Source organism: Streptomyces sp. DSM 116793, from assembly GCF_057320905.1.
This window is the reverse complement of record NZ_CM170494.1, coordinates 2,210,658-2,232,038: the sequence shown is the minus strand read 5'-3', so window position 1 is coordinate 2,232,038 and position 21,381 is coordinate 2,210,658. Positions and strand designations below refer to the sequence as shown.

Here is a 21,381-nt window from a genome sequence, read left to right as displayed (position 1 = left end):
CGTCAGGGTGCCCGCCGGGGCGCGGCGGCCCCGGCCCGGCCGCTCCGTAGACTGGGGGCGTGAGTGAGAACCCCCCGTACGACAGCGTGCCCGGTGACGACGGTGACGGTGAGCCGGATCCTCTGGAGCGGTTCGACGACATCGTGGACGCCGAGACGGGCCGTGACCCCGACCTCGCGGTGATCGAGGCCGGCAGCCGCACCCTGCGGACCCAGGCCGGCCCGCCCGAGCCGGACGTCCCGGCCCGCCCCGCAGACCCAGAGGTCGACAGGGCCCTGCGCGAGGTCGAGACGGAGCTGGCGACCCGCTGGGGCGAGACCAAGCTGGAGCCCTCGGTCACCCGCATCACCGCCCTGATGGACGTCCTGGGCGAGCCCCAGCGCAGCTACCCCTCGATCCACATCACGGGCACCAACGGCAAGACGTCCACCGCCCGGATCATCGAGGCCCTGTTCACCGCGTTCGAGCTGCGCACCGGCCGCTACACCTCGCCGCACGTCCAGTCGATCACGGAGCGCATCAGCCTGGACGGCGCCCCGATGGCGCCCGAGCGGTTCGTGGAGACCTACCGCGACATCAAGCCGTACATCGAGATGGTGGACGAGCGGCAGGAGTACCGGCTCTCCTTCTTCGAGGTGCTGACCGGCATGGCGTACGCCGCGTTCGCCGACGCGCCCGTGGACGTGGCCGTCGTCGAGGTCGGCATGGGCGGCTCCTGGGACGCCACCAACGTGATCGACGGCTCGGTGGCCGTGGTCACCCCCATCGACCTCGACCACACCGACCGGCTCGGCGGCACCCCCGGCGAGATCGCCGTGGAGAAGGCCGGGATCATCAAGCAGGGCGCCACCGTCGTCCTGGCCCAGCAGCCGGTGGACGCCGCGCAGGTGCTGCTCAAGCGCGCGGCCGAGGCGGACGCGACGGTCGCCAGGGAAGGCCTGGAGTTCGGCGTGGTCTCCCGCCAGGTCGCCGTCGGCGGGCAACTGCTCACCCTGCGCGGCCTGGGCGGCGAGTACGAGGAGATCTTCCTCCCGCTGCACGGCGCCCACCAGGCGCACAACGCCGCGGTGGCCCTCGCCGCGGTGGAGGCGTTCTTCGGCGTCGGCGCCGAGCACAGCCGCACCCTGGACATCGACACCGTCCGCAAGGCCTTCGCCTCGGTGGCCTCCCCGGGCCGCCTGGAGGTGGTGCGCCGCTCGCCCACCGTCGTCCTGGACGCCGCCCACAACCCGGCCGGCGCCCGTGCCACGGCCGACGCGGTCAGCGAGGTCTTCTCCTTCAGCCGGCTGATCGGCGTGGTCGGCGCCAGCGACGGCAAGGACGTCCGGGGCCTGCTGGAGGCCTTCGAGCCGATCTTCACCGAGATCGTCGTCACCCAGTACTCCCAGGCGCGCGCCCTGAGCGCCGACGAGCTGGCCGGGGTCGCCGTGGAGGTCTTCGGCGAGGACCGCGTCCAGGTCGAGCCCCGGCTCGACGACGCCCTGGAGGCCGCCATCACCCTCGCCGAGGAGGAGGGGGAGTACGCGGGCGCGGGCGTCCTCGTCACCGGCTCCGTCTTCACCGTCGGCGAGGCCCGACTGCTCCTGGGAAGGGGCTGACCCGTGCGGACCCTCTGCGCGTCGACCCTGCTCGGGGAGTTCTTCGTCGTCGGCTTCGCCGGCCTGGTGGCCATGAAGGACCCGGCCCTGTCCATGACCACCGTCTGGGCGGTCTGCGGCGGCGCCATGCTGCTCAGCCTGCTGCTCTGCGGCATGGTCACCCGGCCCGGTGGGGTGCAGCTCGGCTGGGCCCTCCAGGTGGCACTGATCGCCGCCGGTTTCGCGGTCCCCGCGATGTTCTTCCTGGGTGCGGCCTTCGCGGGCCTGTGGTGGTGCTCGGTGCACTTCGGCCGCAAGGTCGACGAGGCGAAGGCGGCCCGAGAGGCCGCCGGTTAGCCGATCGCGGGCCGGGCCCCGGCTCCCCGGGCGCGGGGCTGCGGGGCGACCCGCGGTCGCCATGCCCCGTGGGGAGTCCCGGCCGTCTTTCGGACCACCGGCCCACGGCCCGGCGGCAGAGACGGCCCCTTCGGGCCGGTGGCGACCTGCGGTCGCGTTCCAGCTGGTCGCGCGGTGCCCCGCGCCCCTGCCGGGGCTCGGCCCACGGTGACGTCCCGCCCTGCCGGGGCCGGCCCCACGGCTGACGTCACGTAAGAGGGGCACGGCCACGGCGGGTAATCTCTGATCCCCACATCCGCTCACCCGACATCTGCTCACCGAAGGAGCCACCGCCGTGACCCAGCGCACCCTCGTCCTCCTCAAGCCGGACGCCGTCCGCCGCTCGCTGGTCGGTGAGATCATCCGTCGTATCGAGCAGAAGGCGGACTGGCGGATCGTCGCGCTGGAGCTGCGCACCCTCGACCGGCCCACGCTGGAGCAGCACTACGCCGAGCACGTCGGCAAGCCGTTCTACGAGCCGCTGGTGGAGTTCATGGGGTCCGGTCCCGTGGTGGCGCTGGTCGCCGAGGGCGAGCGGGTGATCGAGGGGGTGCGGCGGCTCGCCGGCCCGACCGACCCGATCGCCGCGGAGCCCGGCACCATCCGCGGCGACTTCGGCACGGTCACCCGGGAGAACCTCATCCACGCCTCGGACTCCGAGGAGTCGGCCCAGCGCGAGCTGAAGATCTTCTTCCCCGGCCTCGCCTGAGCCGGGCACCCGCCCGCCCCGGCGCCCACCTGCCGGCGCCCACCTGCCGGCACCTGCCTGCCGGCACCGCCCGCCCCGGCACACCGCCCTCCCGGGGTCCGCTGTCTGCGGCCACCCCGCCGGGCTCCGCCCCGCCACCCCGTGCGGCCCGGGGCATGAAGGGAATTTCCTGACGGTGAGTCAGCCGGACCCGTGTCCGACCAGGTGCGGCCGGAGAAAACCGGCCGCCGAGGGGCATATGCGCGCCGATCGGGGGAACGCATGCCTCCATCGGCACGTCTGCATTAGCGAGGCGGCGGATCATCTGCTGACAATGGCGAAGACCCTCGCGCAGGGTCTGTGCAGGCCGGACTACGATAGAAGCCTTCACGCCACAGCAGCACCCACCGCACCCATCCTTTGCCGACCTGAAAAGCCATCACAAGCCACTTGGGAAGGCCAGACGCATCCTCATGGGGAGCAACATGTCGTTCATCGGCCGTGACATGGCTGTCGACCTCGGGACCGCCAACACGCTGGTGTACGTCAGGGGCCGGGGCATCGTTCTCAACGAACCCTCCGTGGTCGCGATCAACACCAACACCGGTGGCATCCTCGCCGTGGGCACCGAGGCCAAGCGGATGATCGGCCGCACACCGGGCAACATCGTGGCCGTGCGGCCCCTGAAGGACGGTGTGATCGCCGACTTCGAGATCACCGAGCGGATGCTCCGCTACTTCATCCTGAAGGTCCACAAGCGCCGCTACCTGGCCCGTCCGCGGGTCGTCGTCTGCGTCCCCTCGGGCATCACCGGCGTCGAGCGCCGTGCCGTGATCGAGGCGTCGTCGCAGGCCGGCGCGCGGCAGGTGCACATCATCGAGGAGCCCATGGCGGCCGCCATCGGCTCCGGCCTGCCCGTCCACGAGGCCACCGGCAACATGGTCGTGGACATCGGCGGCGGCACCACGGAGGTCGCGGTCATCTCGCTCGGCGGCATCGTCACCGCCCAGTCGATCCGCGTCGCGGGCGACGAGCTCGACAACGCGATCATCCAGCACATCAAGAAGGAGTACTCGCTCCTGCTCGGTGAGCGCACCGCGGAGCAGATCAAGATCACCATCGGCTCGGCCTACGAGATCGACGCCGACGAGCACACCGAGATCCGCGGCCGCGACCTGGTCTCCGGCCTGCCGAAGACCGTGGTCATCTCCGCGGCCGAGGTCCGCAAGGCCATCGAGGAGCCGGTCAACGCCATCGTGGACGCCGTCAAGACCACGCTGGACAAGTGCCCTCCGGAGCTCTCCGGCGACGTCATGGACCGCGGCATCGTGCTCACCGGCGGCGGCGCCCAGCTCCGCGGCCTGGACGAGCGACTGCGCCGCGAGACCGGCATGCCCATCCACATCGCCGAGAACCCGCTGGACAGCGTGGCCCTGGGCTCGGGCAAGTGCGTCGAGGAGTTCGAGGCACTCCAGCAGGTCCTGGACGCCCAGCCGCGCCGATGAACCACCCGGAACCCGCCGTACGGACGCACCGTCCCGTGCGGCGGTTCCTCGCTCCCGAGGCATGACACACCCCGAAGCCCTCGGCCCCCGGCCTCTTCGGACCGTATGACACCCGGCCGACACCACCCCGGCCCCGCGCACCGCACCGACAAAGCTCGGACCCCCAGACACCCCCCAGCCCCCCAGACGACCCCCGACAAGCCGACACACCGAGATTCCGAAGAGGAAGGCACGGCCGCCGCACGTGAGGGACACACGAGAGAGCCGGCTGCTCCTGGTGCTGCTGATCGCCATCGCGTTCGCACTGATCACGGTGGACATCCGCGGTGGCGAGGACTCCCCGGTCGACGGTGCCCGGCAGGCCGCCGCCACCGTCTTCGGCCCGGTCGAGAACGGCCTCTCCGGAGCCGTCGACCCGGTCGGCAACGCCATCGCCGCCGTCCGCGACTCCGGGCACCGCCACGACCGCGTCTCCGAGCTGGAGCGGGAGAACGCCGCCCTGAAGGCCAGGCTGGGCAGCGACGACCGCACCCGCAGCCAGCTCCGCCAGTTCGACAAGATGCTCAAGACCGCCGGCACCGGCCGGTACGGCATCAAGGGCGCCCAGGTCATCGCGATCGGGGCGGCCCAGGGCTTCTCCTGGACCGTCACCATCGACGCGGGCAGCAAGGACGGCATAAAGCGCGACATGACCGTGCTCAACGGCGACGGCCTGGTCGGCCGCGTCACCACCGTCGGCCCCGACACCGCGACCGTCCTGCTCGCCAACGACCCGGACTTCAGCGTCGGCACCCGGATGGAGAAGACCGACGAGCTCGGCTTCGCCTCCGGCAGCGGTGACCGCCCGATGCGCGTCCAGCTCCTCAACGGCAAGGCCAAGGTGAAGAAGGGCGACCGCCTCGTCACCTTCGGCTCGGAGGCCGACAAGCCGTTCGTGCCCGGTGTCCCGGTGGGCACGGTGGTGGGGGTCGACCCGTCCGCCGGCGGCCTCACCCGCACGGTCTACGTGAAGCCGTTCGTGTCGTTCACCAAGCTCGACATCATCGGCGTGGTCGTCCAGCCGCCCCGCACGGACCCGCGTGACGCCGTGCTGCCCCCGGCGTCCAAGCCGACGCCCAGGCCCACCGTCACGGTGACCGTCACCCCCGGCGCCCCGCAGGGCCAGAACCAGAACCAGCAGAACCAGAACCAGAACCAGAACCCGGCCGGCGGGGACCAGCAGGGCGGCGGCGCTCAGCAGCCCCAGGACGGCGGTCAGCCACCGGGCAACGCCCAGCAACCCCAGGGCGGCGTCGCCCCGCAGCCTGAGCAGTAGGAGCTGAACGATGCGCTTCAACCGGATGCTGCTCTCCACGGCACTCGTGATCGTCGCCCTGGTCCTCCAGGTGTGCGTCCTGGCCCGGCTCCACCTCCCGGGTGCCGTCCCCGACCTGCTGCTGCTCACCGTGCTCGCGCTCGCCCTGGTCTACGGGCACGTGGGCGGCGCTCTGGTCGGCTTCGGCGCGGGCCTGCTGGCCGACCTCGCGCCGCCCGCCGACCACGCCGCGGGCCGCTACGCGCTGGTGCTCTGCGTCGTCGGCTATGCCGCGGGCCTCGCCAAGCCGGAGCACGGCCGCCTGAACTCGCTGGCGCGCCCGATGCTGGTGGTGGCCGGTGCCGCCGTCGGCTCCACGCTCCTCTACGCCGGGGTGGGCGCCCTGGTCGGCGACACCGCCGCCCGGCACGTCGGCCTCATCAGCCTGCTGATCACGGCCGTGCTCTACGACCTGCTGCTGGCGCCGTTCACCGTGCCGTTCCTCATCGCCCTCGCCAAGCGCGCCGAGAACGACCCGCTCGCGGACGCCGCGGGCAGCGGCACCTCCGCCGACGTCGCCTCGGGCTGGCTCGCCTCCGGCACCGGCCTGAACATCGGCGACCAGCGCGGCGGCGGCCTGCGGATCAGAGCGGCGAAGGCGCGCGTGGCACGCGCCGGGCGCATCAAGGGGGTCAAGCGGCTGTGACCACCCTGCCCGCCCACCGCCACACCCGTCGCGAGGTTCACCGCGGTCGCCCCGGGGGCTGCCACGCCCGCGCGGAGGGTCGTCGTCGCCCGGGCGGCTGCCGCGCCCGCGCCGAGGGTCGCCGTCGCCCGGGGGACTGCCACCCCCGCCCCGAGGGTCGTCACATCCGTCCTGGGGGCCACATCCGTCCTGGGGGCCACATCCGTCCCGGGGACCACACCCGTCCCGGGAGCCGGTGCACGCCGGTCCCCGCACACCCGTCCGCGTCACCCGGCGCCCCCGCGCCCGCGACATCGGCACCGCACCAACCGAGGGGAGGAACGGCGTGACGAACATCCCGGAGACCGGTCGCACGCCCCGCGTCCAGATCAGGCTCGTGGTCATCCAGATCCTCGTCGTCTCCCTTCTGCTCACCCTCGGCGGCCGGCTGTGGTTCCTGCAGATCCGCGAGGGCGAGCAGTACGCCAAGGAGGCCTCGGGCAACCACGTGCAGCAGGTGGTGCAGCCCGCGGTGCGCGGCTCGATCCTCGACGCCCGGGGTGTCCCGCTCGCCGACAACGAGACCCGTCTGGTCGTCTCCGCCTCCCGCACCAAGCTGATGAAGATGGCGGACGGCGGCACGGCGGTGCTCACCAAGCTCGCGCATGTGCTGGGCATGAAGCCCAAGGACGTGATGGACCGCGTCCGGCTCTGCGACGCCCACACCAAGCAGCCCTGCTGGAACGGCTCCCCGTACCAGCCGATCCCCATCACCGACGAGGCCACCCCCAAGCAGGCCCTCCAGATCCGCGAGCGCTCCGAGGACTTCCCCGGCATCACCGCCGAGCCCACCGCGGTCCGCCGCTACCCCTCGCCGGGCGACGCCAACACCGCCCAGGTGCTTGGCTACCTCTCGCCCGTCACCGACGAGGAGATCAAGAAGGCCGAGCACACCGACTCGCCGTACCTCCGCTCCGACGAGGTCGGCCGCAACGGCCTCGAGCAGGAGTACGACAAGGAGCTGCGCGGCAAGGCCGGCGTCACCCGCTACGAGGTGGACAACCTCGGCCGGGTCATCGGCCAGGCCGAGAGCGACAAGGCCGAGCCGGGCGCCAACGTCATCACCAGCATCGACGCCCGGGTGCAGCGGGTCGCCGAGTACGAGCTGAACGACGCCATGAAGGTGGCCCGCACCCAGATCGACCCGGTCACCCACGAGAAGTACAAGGCCGACTCGGGCGCCGTCGTCGTGATGGAGGCCAAGACCGGCCGCGTGGTCGCCATGGCCTCCAACCCCTCCTACGACCCGAACGCCTGGGTGGGCGGGATCTCCGGCAAGGACTACGCCAAGCTCACCGGCAAGGACTCCAACTACCCACTGCTGAACCGCGCCATCCAGGGCCAGTCGGCCCCCGGCTCCACCTTCAAGGTGGTCTCGACCACCGCGGCCGTGAACGGCGGGCACCCCTTCAACGGGAACTACGCCTGCACCAGCTCGTTCAACATCGGCAGCCAGACCTTCATGAACTACGAGTCCGAGAACTACGGCAACATCAACCTCGGCCGCGCCCTGGAGGTCTCCTGCGACACCGTCTTCTACCGGGTCGGGTACGACGAGTGGCGCAAGGACGGCGGCAACCACCCGAAGAAGCACCCCAACGACTGGTTCTACAGGACCGCCCACCAGTTCGGCCTCGGCAAGGAGACCGGCATCGACCTGCCGAACGAGGTCACCGGCCGGATCCCGGACCGCAAGTGGAAGCAGGACTACTGGGAGGCCAACAAGGACGCCTGGTGCAAGTCCGGCAAGAAGAACGGCGACTACGTCCAGCGGATCGCCTACGAGAACTGCCTCGAAGGCAACCGGATGCGCGCCGGTGACTCCGTGAACTACGCCATCGGCCAGGGCGACACCCTCGTCACGCCCATCCAGGAGGCCATGATCTACTCCGCCCTCTCCAACGGCGGCACGCTCTACCGGCCCACCATCGGCAAGGCGATCGTCAGCCCGGACGGCAAGCACATCCAGGAGATCAAGCCGCACGTCCAGGGCAGGCTGCCGATGAACGCCAAGCTGAACAAGGAGATAGACGGTGCTCTCGCGGGCGTCGCGACCCGGGGCACGGCGGCCTGGCGGTTCCAGGGCTGGCCGCAGAACCGGATCCCGATGCACGCCAAGACCGGCACGGCGGAGGTCTACGGCAAGCAGACCACGTCCTGGTTCTCCACGTACACCAAGGACTACGCCGTCGTGATGACGATCTCCCAGGGTGGTACCGGCTCCGGCGCCTCGGGTCCCGCGGTGCGCAAGATCTACGACGCGCTGTACGGCGTCGACCAGTCCGGCAAGATCGACAAGAAGAAGGCGCTGCTGCCCACGCCGCAGAAGAGCCTGCCCAAGATCCAGTCGGACGGCTCCATCGACTCCCCCGAGATCAAGCCGTACAACCCGCACGGCGACGAGACCGGCGCGCGGCAGGGGGCCGGGCAGGGCACCAACCAGCAGACGGGTGAGGTGCAGCCGGGCGGCCAGGACCCGGGGGCCCAGGATCCGGGTGCCCAGAACCCGGGCGGCCAGGACCAGCAGGCCGTGCAGCCACCGGGCGGCGCACTCCAGCCCGCGGCCTACCGGCAGCCGGCCGAACCCGCGGCCCCGGGGCTCCAGCCGGCCTTCCAGCCGACCGGGCCCGAAGGCGGCGCGCAGCCGGCGGTCGCCCTGGCGGGCCCCACGGGTGAGCAGCAGAGCGACGGGGGCCCGTACGCGGCGCCACCCGGTGAGCCCGTGATCTGGAGGCGGAACTGACGATGGCTGGCCCGCACGGCTTCTCCGTCTCCGGATACGGACCCCAGCGCTCCAGCTGGACGCGACTGTTCGCGCGCGACTCGGTGCTGCGCAAGCTGGACTGGCCGATCCTGCTGTCGTCCGTCCTGCTCTCCCTGATCGGCGCGGCCCTCGTCTACTCCGCCACCCGCAACCGCACCACGCTCAACCAGGGCGACCCGTACTACTTCCTGCTGCGGCACCTGCTGAACACCGGTATCGGCATCGGGTTGATGATCGGGGTCATCTGGGTGGGCCACCGCACCCTACGCACCGTCGTGCCGATCCTCTACGGCCTCTCGGTGCTGCTGGTCCTGCTGGTGCTCACCCCGCTCGGCGCGACCATCAACGGCGCGCACGCCTGGATCGTGTTCCCCGCCGGGTTCTCCCTCCAGCCCTCCGAGTTCGTCAAGATCACCATCATCCTGGGCATGGCGATGCTGCTGGCGGCCCGGGTCGACGCGGGCGACCGTGAGCACCCGGACCACCGCACGGTCCTGCAGTCCCTCGGTCTCGCCCTCGTGCCGATCCTGATCGTGCTGCTGATGCCGGACCTCGGCTCGGTCATGGTGATGGTCTTCATCGTGCTTGGGGTGCTGCTCGCCTCCGGCGCCTCCAACCGGTGGGTCTTCGGACTGATCGCGGCGGGCGCGGCCGGCGCGGTGGCCATCTGGCAGCTGCACGTGCTGGACCAGTACCAGATCAACCGCTTCGCCGCCTTCGCCAACCCGGATCTCGACCCGTCCGGCGTCGGCTACAACACCAACCAGGCCCGGATCGCCATCGGCTCCGGCGGGCTGATGGGCACCGGGCTCTTCCACGGCTCCCAGACGACCGGACAGTTCGTGCCCGAGCAGCAGACGGACTTCGTCTTCACCGTCGCGGGGGAGGAGCTGGGCTTCGTCGGCGCCGGGCTGATCCTGCTGCTGCTCGGCGTGGTGCTCTGGCGCGCCTGCCGCATCGCCCGCGAGACGACCGAGCTGTACGGCACCGTCGTGGCCGCGGGCATCATCGCCTGGTTCGCCTTCCAGTCGTTCGAGAACGTGGGCATGACGCTGGGCATCATGCCGGTGGCCGGCCTGCCGCTGCCCTTCGTGTCGTACGGCGGGTCGTCGATGTTCGCGGTGTGGATGGCGGTGGGGTTGCTGCAGTCGATCCGCGTGCAGCGACCTCTGGGCTAGCCCGGAGTCGGCCCCCGGCCTGCGGCCCTTCCGGTGGCGGGTCTGCGCCCGTCCGGGCGCGGGGACGGGTCTGCGCCCGTCCGGACGCGGGGAGGGTCTGCGCCCGTCCGGACGCGCCTGGAGGGGCGAGGGGAGCTGCGCCGGTGTCGTCGTGGCCGCTCGCGCCCACGCGACGGAGCCCCTCCCACTGCCCGAAGGCGCGGGAGGTGCCCCAGGCCGCAGCCCCGCGCCCCTGACACGGGCGCTCCGTGCCCGACTACGCTTGGTCGTTGCGGGGACGACATGACGTCGCACGGTGCGAAAGAGCCCATGATGGCGGAGACACAGCGCGAGATCGAACGGAAGTACGAGGGGCCCTCTGAGGAGGCCGGCCTTCCGGACCTCGCCCGGGTGCCGGGCGTCGCCTCGGTCGAGGACAAGGGCCTCATCGCACTGGACGCGACCTACTACGACACCCCCGACCAGCGGCTCGCCGCCGACCGGATCACCCTCCGCCGCCGCACCGGCGGCACCGACGAGGGCTGGCACCTGAAACTCCCGCTCGCCGAGGGGATACGCGAGGAGGTCCACGCACCGCTGTCCGGCGGACCGGAGCACGGAGCCGGGGCACCGGCCGAGGCGCCCCCCGAGGACCTGGCGCGCCTGGTGCGCTCCCGGGTACGGAACGCCCCCCTCCGCCCCGTCGTCCGGCTCCGCTCGGACCGGCGGCTCACCCACCTCCTGGACGGCACCGGCACCCTCCTCGCCGAGGTGGCCCTCGACCGGGTGCACGCCGAGCGGCTGACGGGCCCGCCGCACGGCGCCGCCGGCGCGGGTACGGCGGAGTGGACGGAGGCGGAGGTGGAACTGGCCGACGGCGCCGCCGTCGAGTTCCTCGACCAGGCCGAGGCGGAGCTGCGCACGGCGGGCTGGCGGCCGTCCCGCTCACCGTCGAAGCTGGCCAGGGCACTGGAGGAGACCGGAGCCGCCCGCGGCGGCGCCGGGCCGGAACGGGACGCCGCACCGGAGCCCCGGGTGGGCGACCGCCCCGCGCCCGCCGCGGGCCCCGTTCTCGACTACCTCCGCACCCAGCGCGACGCCCTGGTCGACATGGACCCCGCCGTCCGCCGCGACATGCCCGACTCCGTGCACCGCATGCGCGTCGCCACCCGCCGGATGCGCAGCGCCCTGCGGTCCTACCGCACGGTCCTGGACCGCTCCGTGACCGCACCCGTCGCCGACGAGCTGAAGTGGCTCGCCGGCGAACTGGGCACGGGCCGCGACGGCGAGGTGCTGGCCGAACGGCTGTCCGCCGCGCTCGACCACCTGCCGCCCGACCTGGCCGACGGCCCCGTACGCGCCCGTATGGAGAGCTGGTCGCAGGAGCGGCGGGGCGACGCGCGGGCCCGGCTGACCGGCGTCCTGGACGGCGAGCGCTACCTCAGGCTGCTGGACACGGTCGACGGACTGCTCGCCGACCCGCCGCTGCGCCGGGCCGCCACCCGGAAGCCCCGGAAGGTGCTGGCCAAGGCGGTGCGACGGGACCGCGAACGGCTCGCAGGCCGCATGGCCGAGGCGCTGCGCCGACCGCCGGGCCCGGACCGCGACGCGGCCCTGCACAGCGCGCGCAAGGCGGCCAAGCGGCTGCGGTACACGGCCGAGGCGGCGCGTCCCGTGCTCGGTTCCAAGGCGGGGAAGACCGTCTCCCGGGCCAAGCGCGTGCAGTCCGTACTCGGCGACCACCAGGACAGCGTGATGGCGCGCAGGGCCCTCCACGAGCTGTCCGAGCAGGCACACCGCGCGGGCGAGAGCACCTTCCCGTACGGACTGCTGTACGGGCGCGAGGAACAGCGCGCGGCCGACGACGAGAGGCGCGTCGCCGAGCGGGAGGGGTGAGCGGGCACCGCCCGGTGCGGCCCGGAGTCCTGTGGCCGGGACTCGTGCGGCCGGGACTCGTGCGGCCGGGACTCGTGCGGCCGGGACTCGTGCGGCCCGGACTCGTGCGGGCCGGACTCCTGCGGCTCCTGTGCCCCGGACTCCTGTGGCCGGCACGCCGGTGCGCGCACGGACCCACGGACGCGCACGGACGCACGGACGCGCATGGACGCACGGACGCGCATGGACGCACGGACGCACGACCGCCCGTCCGGTGGGCGTACGGAGCGGTCCCCGCGCCGCGTTAGGGTGGAGGGTCATCTGTGTCCGCTCACGAAAGTCCCGAGATGTCTGTCGACTCGGTCTTCCCACAGCTCGAAGCCCTGCTCCCGCATGTGCAGAAACCGATCCAGTACGTCGGCGGAGAACTCAACTCCACCGTCAAGCCGTGGGACTCCTGCGACGTCCGCTGGGCGCTCATGTACCCCGACGCGTACGAGGTCGGCCTGCCCAACCAGGGCGTCATGATCCTCTACGAGGTGCTCAACGAGCGCGAGGGCGTCCTGGCGGAGCGCACCTACAGCGTCTGGCCGGACCTGGAGGCGCTGATGCGGGAGCACGGCGTGCCCCAGTTCACGGTGGACAGCCACCGCCCGGTGCGGGCCTTCGACGTGCTCGGCCTGAGCTTCGCCACCGAGCTCGGCTACACCAACATGCTCACGGCCCTCGACCTCGCGGGCATCCCGCTCGACGCCCGGGAGCGCGGCGACGACGACCCCATCGTGCTGGCCGGCGGCCACGCCGCGTTCAACCCCGAGCCCATCGCGGACTTCATCGACGCCGCGGTCATCGGCGACGGCGAGCAGGCCGTCCTCACGATCACGGACACCATCCGCGCCTGGAAGCAGGAGGGCCGCCCCGGCGGCCGCGAGGAGCTGCTGCTGCGCCTCGCGAAGACCGGCGGGGTGTACGTGCCCGCGTTCTACGACGTCGAGTACCTGCCCGACGGCCGTATCGCCCGGGTCGTCCCCAACCGCTCGGGCGTGCCCTGGCGGGTCTCCAAGCACACGGTCATGGACCTGGACGAGTGGCCGTACCCGAAGCAGCCCCTGGTGCCGCTCGCGGAGACCGTGCACGAGCGGATGTCCGTGGAGATCTTCCGCGGCTGCACCCGCGGCTGCCGGTTCTGCCAGGCCGGCATGATCACCCGCCCGGTGCGCGAGCGCTCCATCACGGGCATCGGCGAGATGGTGCACAAGGGCCTGGAGGCGACCGGCTTCGAGGAGGTCGGTCTGCTGTCGCTGTCGTCCGCCGACCACTCCGAGATCGCCGACATCACCAAGGGCCTCGCGGACCGCTACGAGGACGACAAGATCGGCCTCTCGCTGCCGTCCACCCGGGTGGACGCCTTCAACATCGACCTGGCGAACGAACTCACCCGCAACGGCCGCCGCTCCGGCCTCACCTTCGCCCCCGAGGGCGGCAGCGAGCGCATCCGCAAGGTCATCAACAAGATGGTCTCCGAGGAGGACCTGATCCGCACCGTCGCCACCGCGTACGGCAACGGCTGGCGGCAGGTGAAGCTGTACTTCATGTGCGGCCTGCCGACGGAGACCGACGACGACGTCCTCCAGATCGCCGACATGGCCATGAAGGTCATCCAGAAGGGCCGGGAGGTCTCCGGCTCCAACGACATCCGCTGCACGGTCTCCATCGGCGGCTTCGTGCCCAAGCCGCACACCCCCTTCCAGTGGGCGCCGCAACTCTCCGCGGAGGAGACCGACGCCCGCCTGGAGAAGCTCCGCGACAGGATCCGCGGCGACAAGCGCTACGGCCGCTCCATCGGCTTCCGCTACCACGACGGCAAGCCCGGCATCGTGGAGGGCCTGCTCTCCCGCGGTGACCGCCGCCTCGGCGCCGTCATCCGCGCCGTCTACGAGGACGGCGGCCGCTTCGACGGCTGGCGCGAGCACTTCAGCTACGACCGGTGGATGTCCTGCGCCGCCCGCACCCTCCCCGCCTTCGGCGTCGACGTCGACTGGTACACCACCAGGGAACGCGGCTACGAGGAGGTCCTGCCCTGGGACCACCTGGACTCCGGCCTGGACAAGGACTGGCTCTGGGAGGACTGGCAGGACGCCCTCGACGAGACGGAGGTGGAGGACTGCCGCTGGACGCCGTGCTTCGACTGCGGGGTGTGCCCACAGATGGACACGCACATCCAGGTGGGCCCCACGGGCAGGAAGCTGCTGCCGCTGACGGTCAGGAAGCCGGCGGGCAGCGGACACGCGCACTGAGGCGGGGGCCGCGGAACGGGTTCCGTACCGACCCCGCCGGTCGAAGCGGCGGATGCCGGATGCCGGATGCCGGATGCCGGATTCCGGGCGTCGGGCCGGGGGCGGCTCCGAGGCCCGGTCCCGGGGGACGCGGCCAACTCGTACCAGGAGGGGCGCGGCCACTCGTACCGGGGCGCTCACCGGCGCCCGTGCCCCCTCCGGCGCCTCGCCCGGGGCCCGCGGGGAACTCGGCGGGCATCTGGCGCGTACTCTTGGAAGAAGGTTCGGGCGCGCCTGAGCTCCGCCGGTGCGGAGCCGTACCCGGCCGGGGCGGCGCCGGAAGCGCCGGCCGGCCCCGCGGCGGGAAGGCGCCGCGGACCGCAGCACACAAGGAGACGTACCACTGGGCAAGCGACAGCCCGAAGGCCCGCCGCCCGCACCCGCGGTGCAGCGCATCAGACTGCGCTACACCAAGCGCGGCCGCCTCCGGTTCACCAGCCACCGTGACTTCCAGCGTGCCTTCGAGCGCGCCCTGCGGCGCGCCGAGGTCCCCATGGCCTACTCCGCCGGCTTCACCCCCCACCCCAAGGTGTCGTACGCCAACGCCGCACCCACGGGCACGGGCAGTGAGGCCGAGTACCTGGAGATCGCGCTCGCCGAGCAGCGGGACCCGGACAAGGTGCGCGAGCTCCTCGACGCGTCGCTGCCCACCGGGCTCGACGTCATCGAGGCCGTGGAGGCCCGCACCCCGCATCTGGCCGAGCGGCTCACCGCATCCGTGTGGGAGCTGCGCCTGCCCGGCGTCAGCACAGCCGACGCGGAGCGTGCGGTCGCGGCCTTCACCGCCGCGGACACCGTCGAGGTGCAGCGCAGGACCAAGAGCGGTATGCGCACCTTCGACGCCCGCGGCGCGGTCGTGGATCTCACGGTCGCCGGCCCCGGGACGACCACTCCCGGCACCGGGCCGACCGGTCCGGGCACCGCCGCGACCGTGGCTGATAGGCCCGGGGACCAGGCCTGTGCGATACTGCGCCTGGTGGTTCGGCACGTGACGCCTGCCGTACGACCCGACGACGTCCTGTCCGGTCTCCGAGCTGTGGCCGACCTGGCGCCGCCCGTTGCCGTAGGGGTGACCAGGCTGGCGCAGGGGCCATTCGATGAGGCGACCGGCACGGTGACCGACCCGCTCGCGCCCGACCGCGAGGCAGTAACGGCCGCCCCGGCCGAGCGACCAGGGGCCGCCGGGCTCGCCGCCGCGCAGGCAGCCGCGCCGGAAGGTCCCGCGTAGGACGGTCGTCGCAGCGCCGCCCTTGTACTCGGGAGCCACCTGGGTCGGGCAGCGCACCGACCAGAAGACTTTCGCCAGGCCGTACGCACCGCATACGGAACCGGCGAGACAAGACACAGAGAGCTCCCGTGCGGCGCCCGCGCCCCGGAAGGCGGTCCCGCGCACGACGTGCGGACCGTGGACGTCACCGGTACAGCGCGGCGCCCGGGAGCCTGACGGGAGAAACGCCCGGATGCTTGAGCCGAACGAACCCACTGAGGGCTCAGAGAACTTCACCACCGACACCCCCAGCGACACGCTCCCACCGCGTCGTCGCCGCCGTGCCGCATCCCGCCCCGCGGGCCCGCCCACGACCGCCGCGTCCGAGGCCGAGGTCCGCAGCGAGGGCGTGACCGTGACCGGTGCCACCGCCGAGAGCGGCGGCGCACCGGCCGCCATAGAGGCCGCAGACGCCGCCTCCGGGCCCTCCGCGGCCGGCCGGCCGGCCGCCGCGGACACGGCCGGAGAGCCGGCCGTCGCGGCCACCGGCGAGACCGCCGGGACCAGGGAGACCGCCGGGACCGGGGAGTCCCCGGCCGCCGAGGCGCCCGCAGCGGCCCCGCGGCGCCGTCGGCGTGCCTCCGCGCCCGCAGGCGCGCCCAAGGCCGCCGAGGCCGAGCCATTCACGGCCCCGGCCCCCGCCCCCGCCTCCGCGGAACCCGCGGCAGAGCCCGCCGCGCCTGCCCCTGCTGCCGCGGCCGACGCTGAGGCCGCCTCCGAGGCCACCGCTTCGGGCACGGAGGAAGCCACCGCGCCTGCGCCGGCCCGCCGTTCGCGCCGCCGTGCGTCGGCGCCCGCCGGCGCGCCCAGGGCCGCCGAGGGTGCCGAGTCCCGCGCCTCCGCCGGGACGGCCGCCACGTCCGGCGGCCAGGACGCCGAGAAGCGCCCGGAGGACACCGAGGCCACCACGGACACCGTGAGCGCCGCGAAGGCGGAGGCCGCCGAGGAGGCCGAGGAGGCCGAGGAGACCGCGACCACCGATGAGGTCGCGGCCGACGCCGAGGACGCGGACGAGACGGATGCCTCCGCGCCCGGCCGGACCGCCGAGGCCACCGCCCCCACGCGGGGCGCCGAGGCCGCCGAGGGCGCCGAGGCCGCGTCCGCCTCCGGCACAGACGCCGAGCCCGTCTCCGTGCCCGCCAGCCGGGCGCCGGCCGATGCCGGTGCGACGGCCGGCGGTGCCGCGTCCGCGCGCCGCCGGACGCGGAAGAAGGCCGAGCCGGCCGCCACCGCCTCCGAGACCACCGAACCCCAGGCCGCGCCCGGCAGCGCGTCCTCCGAGGGCCCCGGCGGCACCCCCGCCGCCGACGGCGGCACCGACGAGCCCGCCGAGCCGCGCCGCGTACGCCGCCGGGCGACCCGCAAGGCGGCGAGTGGATTCGCCGCGCCCGAGCAGGCCCCCACGGCGACCGCGGAGCCGTCGGCCGTGACGGCACCGTCCGCGGCGTCCGTCCCGCAGCAGTCCGCGGCGTCCCAGCCGCAGCAGTCCGTGCCGTCGCAGCAGTCCGCCGAGCGGCCGGACCGGGCGGCGGAGAAGGCCGCGGCGGGCCAGGACGAGCCGTCGGCACGGCCGGCGCGCCCCGCCGTCGCCGTCTTCCAGGCGCCGGTGTTCACCGAGCCCAGGTTCCAGACCCCCGAGCGCGCCGCCGCCGAGGCCGCCGCCGAGGCGGCCGACGACGAGCGCGCCGACGCCTCCGACGACCTCGACGACACCGAGGAGACGGAGAGCCGTTCACGCCGCCGCAGGCGCCGCCGCGCCGTCGCCGACGGCCCCGCGGAACGGTCCGCGGCCGGCGGCGGCTCAGCCGACGAGGACGGCGACCTCGACGCGTCCGGGCAGGACGCCGAGCCCGACGAGGCGGCCGACGGGGACGACGGCGAGGAGACCGGCTCGCGCCGCCGGCGCCGCAGGGGCGGCCGTAGGCGGCGTCGTGGAGAGGCCGCGGAGGGCGGCGACTCCGCCGAGCAGGACGAGTCGGACGAGCCCGAGGACCGCGAGGACGCAGAGCACGCCGCGGACGACGACGGCGACGACTCCGACGCCGCCCGGGAGCGCGACGAGGCGGAAGCGGGCGAGTCCGGCACCAGCAGCAGCCGGCGCCGCCGCCGCAGGCGCCGGCGCGCGGGCGACACCGCGGGCGAGGGCGGTACGGCCGCCGACGACCCGGAGCGCACCGTCGTCAAGGTCCGCGAGCCCCGCAAGAAGGAGGAGCGGTCCACGACCGGCTCCGACGAGGTGCAGTCCATCAAGGGCTCGACCCGACTTGAGGCGAAGAAGCAGCGCCGCCGCGAGGGGCGCGAGCAGGGCCGCCGCAGGGTGCCGATCATCACCGAGGCGGAGTTCCTGGCGCGCCGTGAGGCCGTCGAGCGCGTCATGGTGGTGCGCCAGCACGGCGACCGCACCCAGATCGGCGTCCTTGAGGACAACGTCCTCGTGGAGCACTACGTCAACAAGGAGCAGTCGACCTCCTACGTGGGCAACGTCTACCTGGGCAAGGTGCAGAACGTACTGCCCTCCATGGAGGCCGCCTTCATCGACATCGGCAAGGGCCGCAACGCCGTCCTGTACGCGGGCGAGGTCAACTTCGAGGCGCTCGGCCTCTCCGGCGGCCCCCGGCGCATCGAGACCGCGCTGAAGTCCGGCCAGTCGGTCCTCGTCCAGGTCACCAAGGACCCCATCGGTCACAAGGGGGCCCGGCTGACCAGCCAGGTCTCCCTGCCGGGCCGTTACCTGGTGTATGTGCCCGAGGGCTCCATGACCGGCATCAGCCGCAAGCTGCCGGACACCGAGCGCGCACGTCTGAAGACCATCCTCAAGAAGATCGTCCCCGAGGACGCGGGCGTGATCGTGCGCACCGCCGCCGAGGGCGCCAGCGAGGAGGAGCTCCGCCGCGACGTGGAGCGCCTGCAGGGGCAGTGGGACGAGATCCGCAAGAAGTCCAAGAGCGGCAACGCCCCGACGCTGCTGTACGGCGAGCCCGACCTCACCGTCCGCGTCGTGCGGGACATCTTCAACGAGGACTTCTCCAAGGTGATCGTCAGCGGTGACGAGGCCTGGGAGACCATCCACGGGTATGTCGCGCACGTCGCCCCGGACCTCGCCGGGCGGCTCACGCGGTGGACCTCCGAGACGGACGTGTTCGCCACCTACCGGATCGACGAACAGCTCCTGAAGGCGCTGGACCGCAAGGTCTGGCTGCCGAGCGGCGGCTCGCTGGTGATCGACAAGACCGAGGCGATGGTCGTCATCGACGTCAACACCGGCAAGTTCACCGGCCAGGGCGGCAACCTGGAGGAGACGGTCACCAGGAACAACCTGGAGGCGGCCGAGGAGATCGTGCGCCAGCTGCGGCTGCGCGACCTCGGCGGCATCGTCGTCATCGACTTCATCGACATGGTGCTGGAGTCCAACCGCGACCTGGTGCTGCGGCGCCTGCTGGAGTGCCTGGGCCGGGACCGCACGAAGCACCAGGTGGCCGAGGTCACCTCGCTGGGCCTGGTCCAGATGACCCGCAAGCGTGTCGGCCAGGGCCTCCTGGAGTCGTTCTCCGAGACCTGTGTGCACTGCAACGGCCGCGGTGTGATCGTGCACATGGAGCAGCCGTCCGCGGTGGGCGGCGGCAAGCGCAAGAAGCGCGGCCGGGGCGCGGAGACCGTCCCGGAGCAGGCCAGGCCCGAGCCGCAGCCCGCGGACCGCGATCTGGTGGTCGAGACGGCCGCCGAGGTGGCGGAGGACGTGGCCGAGGCGGTGGCGCTGCCCGGTCCCGAGTTCCAGCCGGACGAGGAGCTGTACAGCAGCGTCGCCGAGGCGGAGGCCGCCGCGGGCGGCCGGGCCGGGCGCCGCACGCGCCGCCGCGCCACCCGCCGGGTGTCCGCACCCGCGGGCGCGCCCAGGGTCACCGCGGAGGCGGAGGAGCGCGAGGCCGAGGAGCGCGAGGCGGCCAAGGCCTGGGACGAGCAGACCGCGGCCGAGCCCCAGATGCTGGCCGAGCCCGAGCAGACGGCGACCGAGCCCGGCCAGCCGCTGGCCGAGTCCGCGTTCGCACCGGCCGCCGAGGGCGCGCCCGCGCCCCGGGGCCGTGGCCGCCGACGGGTGACCCGCCAGACGGCCGCCCCGGCGGGCGCGCCGGAGGCGGCGGAGGTGACGGTGCCGGAGACCACCGCGGTGGAGCCCGCGGCGGCCCCGGAGGCCGCGCCCGCGCGGCCCGCACCCGAGGAGCCCGGTGCCGCCGAGCCGGCTGCCGCCGAGGGCGCGGCTCCGGCCCGCCCGCGGCGCCGTGCGGTCCGCAAGGCCACCGCTCCCACCGCGCCCGAGGAAGCCGCCGTCGTGGTCGTGCCCGCGGGCCCGGCCGGGGACGCGGAAACCCCGGAGGCCCCGAAGGCTCCCGAGGTCCCCGAGACCCCCGAGGTCCCGGAGGCCAACGAGGCGGCGGGCCGTGACGAGGAGGCCGCGGAGGAGGCCGCCGCCGCCGGCGCGGAGGAGGCTCCGGGGACAGCGGAGGCTCCGGGGACGGCGGAGGCCGAGGACACCGCCGCGGCCAAGCGTGCGGCGCGCAGCACGGCCAAGAAGGCGACGGCGAAGAAGGCCGCCGCCAAGAAGGCCCCCGCGAAGAAGACGGCCGCGAAGAAGACGACGGCCAAGAAGGCCTCGACAGCCAAGAGCGCCGCCAAGAAGGCGCCCGCGGGAAAGACGGCCAAGGCCGCCGCCAAGAAGACGACGGCGAAGAAGGCCACGACCGCGAAGAAGACGTCGAAGAAGACCGCGGCGGCGGAGCAGCAGTCTCCGGCCTCCGTCACGGCCTCCACGGACGACTGACGCCACGTTCCCCCGCGGTGGGCCGGGCCCCGGCCCACCGCGGGGGCGCGGGGCTCTGCAGGCATACGGCTCCGCCGCGTGGGCGCGCGTGACCCACCACCGCCGCAGGTCACCACGGCCCCTACCGGGGCACACCCCTCGGTTTGGCCGGCGGAACACGCGCCGTGTAACCTTGACCGTCGGCGTTCGAACGCCACCCCTCTGAGCACCTTCCTCCGGTCGGTTCCCCAAGGACCTCCCCTGGAGAGGCCGTTCCTTCCGCCGGGCGAGTCCCGTCGGTCGCCGGGCCCAGGCCTATCTGGACGGCTGGCGTCAGAGGTCCCGCTTCGAGTACAGAGAGTGAGATCCGCGTGTACGCCATCGTGCGCAGTGGTGGCCGCCAGCACAAAGTGTCTGTCGGTGACATCGTTGAGGTAGACAAGATTTCCACGGCCAAGGTGGGCGACGCGGTGGAGCTCTCCACCCTGCTGCTCGTGGACGGCGAGACCGTGACCAGCGACCCGTGGGTGCTGGCCGGCATCAAGGTCCAGGCCGAGGTCGTGGACCACCACAAGGGCGCCAAGATCGACATCCTGCGCTACAAGAACAAGACCGGCTACCGCCGCCGGCAGGGCCACCGCCAGCAGTACACGGCGATCAAGGTCACCGAGATCCCCCCGGCCGCGAAGTAAGGGACTGAGAAGAAATGGCACACAAGAAGGGCGCATCGTCCACCCGGAACGGTCGCGACTCCAACGCTCAGCGGCTCGGCGTCAAGCGCTTCGGCGGCCAGGTCGTCAACGCCGGTGAGATCATCATCCGCCAGCGCGGCACGCACTTCCACCCCGGTGCGGGCGTCGGCCGCGGCGGGGACGACACGCTGTTCGCCCTGCAGGCGGGCTCGGTGCAGTTCGGCACCAGCCGTGGCCGCCGGGTCGTGAACATCGTTCCCGTCCCCTGATCGGCACACTGCCGGATCAGA

General features: G+C 73.2%; 14 protein-coding genes. All 14 read left to right on the top strand.

Going from position 1 to position 21,381, the window contains the following annotated elements; translation table 11 throughout:
* Window positions 1-59 precede the first annotated feature (59 nt).
* The 14 genes from folC (at window position 60) to rpmA (ending at window position 21,360) form a co-directional block, all read left to right on the top strand.
* The gene (folC, locus tag ACSMXW_RS09295; RefSeq protein WP_485805138.1) at window positions 60-1,598 is read left to right on the top strand and encodes a bifunctional tetrahydrofolate synthase/dihydrofolate synthase; all 1,539 of its coding nucleotides are present in this window, start codon (window positions 60-62) and stop codon (window positions 1,596-1,598) included.
* 3 nt (window positions 1,599-1,601) lie between these two features.
* Window positions 1,602-1,934 carry a DUF4233 domain-containing protein gene (locus tag ACSMXW_RS09290; protein WP_485805136.1) on the top strand — a complete coding sequence of 111 codons (333 nt, stop codon included), beginning with the start codon at window positions 1,602-1,604 and terminating at the stop codon, window positions 1,932-1,934.
* A gap of 334 nt (window positions 1,935-2,268) precedes the next feature.
* Entirely contained in the window at window positions 2,269-2,682 is a 414-nt protein-coding gene (gene ndk / locus ACSMXW_RS09285; protein ID WP_485805134.1) for a nucleoside-diphosphate kinase, read from the top strand.
* A gap of 464 nt (window positions 2,683-3,146) precedes the next feature.
* Complete coding sequence (locus ACSMXW_RS09280) at window positions 3,147-4,166, top strand: rod shape-determining protein (protein ID WP_485807908.1); 1,020 nt, start codon at window positions 3,147-3,149, stop codon at window positions 4,164-4,166.
* Between the two features lie 244 nt (window positions 4,167-4,410).
* A complete protein-coding gene (mreC, locus tag ACSMXW_RS09275) occupies window positions 4,411-5,481 on the top strand; it encodes a rod shape-determining protein MreC (protein WP_485805132.1) in 1,071 nt (356 codons plus the stop codon).
* A gap of 10 nt (window positions 5,482-5,491) precedes the next feature.
* Window positions 5,492-6,166, top strand: a complete 675-nt coding sequence (mreD, locus tag ACSMXW_RS09270) for a rod shape-determining protein MreD (RefSeq protein ID WP_485805130.1) — start codon at window positions 5,492-5,494, stop codon at window positions 6,164-6,166.
* 325 nt (window positions 6,167-6,491) lie between these two features.
* Window positions 6,492-8,948: a penicillin-binding protein 2 gene (gene mrdA, locus ACSMXW_RS09265; protein WP_485805128.1), complete on the top strand. Its 2,457-nt coding sequence runs from the start codon at window positions 6,492-6,494 to the stop codon at window positions 8,946-8,948.
* Window positions 8,949-8,950: 2 nt separating this feature from the next.
* On the top strand, window positions 8,951-10,147 hold the full coding sequence (gene rodA / locus ACSMXW_RS09260; RefSeq protein WP_485805126.1) for a rod shape-determining protein RodA: 1,197 nt from the start codon (window positions 8,951-8,953) through the stop codon (window positions 10,145-10,147).
* Window positions 10,148-10,459: 312 nt separating this feature from the next.
* Complete coding sequence (locus ACSMXW_RS09255; RefSeq protein ID WP_485807907.1) at window positions 10,460-12,022, top strand: CYTH and CHAD domain-containing protein; 1,563 nt, start codon at window positions 10,460-10,462, stop codon at window positions 12,020-12,022.
* 326 nt (window positions 12,023-12,348) lie between these two features.
* Complete coding sequence (locus ACSMXW_RS09250; protein WP_485805124.1) at window positions 12,349-14,298, top strand: TIGR03960 family B12-binding radical SAM protein; 1,950 nt, start codon at window positions 12,349-12,351, stop codon at window positions 14,296-14,298.
* 424 nt (window positions 14,299-14,722) lie between these two features.
* Window positions 14,723-15,565, top strand: a complete 843-nt coding sequence (locus ACSMXW_RS09245; protein WP_485805122.1) for a TIGR03936 family radical SAM-associated protein — start codon at window positions 14,723-14,725, stop codon at window positions 15,563-15,565.
* Window positions 15,566-15,797: 232 nt separating this feature from the next.
* Window positions 15,798-20,420: an Rne/Rng family ribonuclease gene (locus tag ACSMXW_RS09240; protein WP_485805120.1), complete on the top strand. Its 4,623-nt coding sequence runs from the start codon at window positions 15,798-15,800 to the stop codon at window positions 20,418-20,420.
* Window positions 20,421-20,770: 350 nt separating this feature from the next.
* Window positions 20,771-21,091: a 50S ribosomal protein L21 gene (rplU, locus tag ACSMXW_RS09235; RefSeq protein WP_485805118.1), complete on the top strand. Its 321-nt coding sequence runs from the start codon at window positions 20,771-20,773 to the stop codon at window positions 21,089-21,091.
* 14 nt (window positions 21,092-21,105) lie between these two features.
* Window positions 21,106-21,360, top strand: coding sequence for a 50S ribosomal protein L27 (gene rpmA / locus ACSMXW_RS09230; protein ID WP_485805116.1), 255 nt, complete (start codon window positions 21,106-21,108; stop codon window positions 21,358-21,360).
* Window positions 21,361-21,381 lie beyond the last annotated feature (21 nt).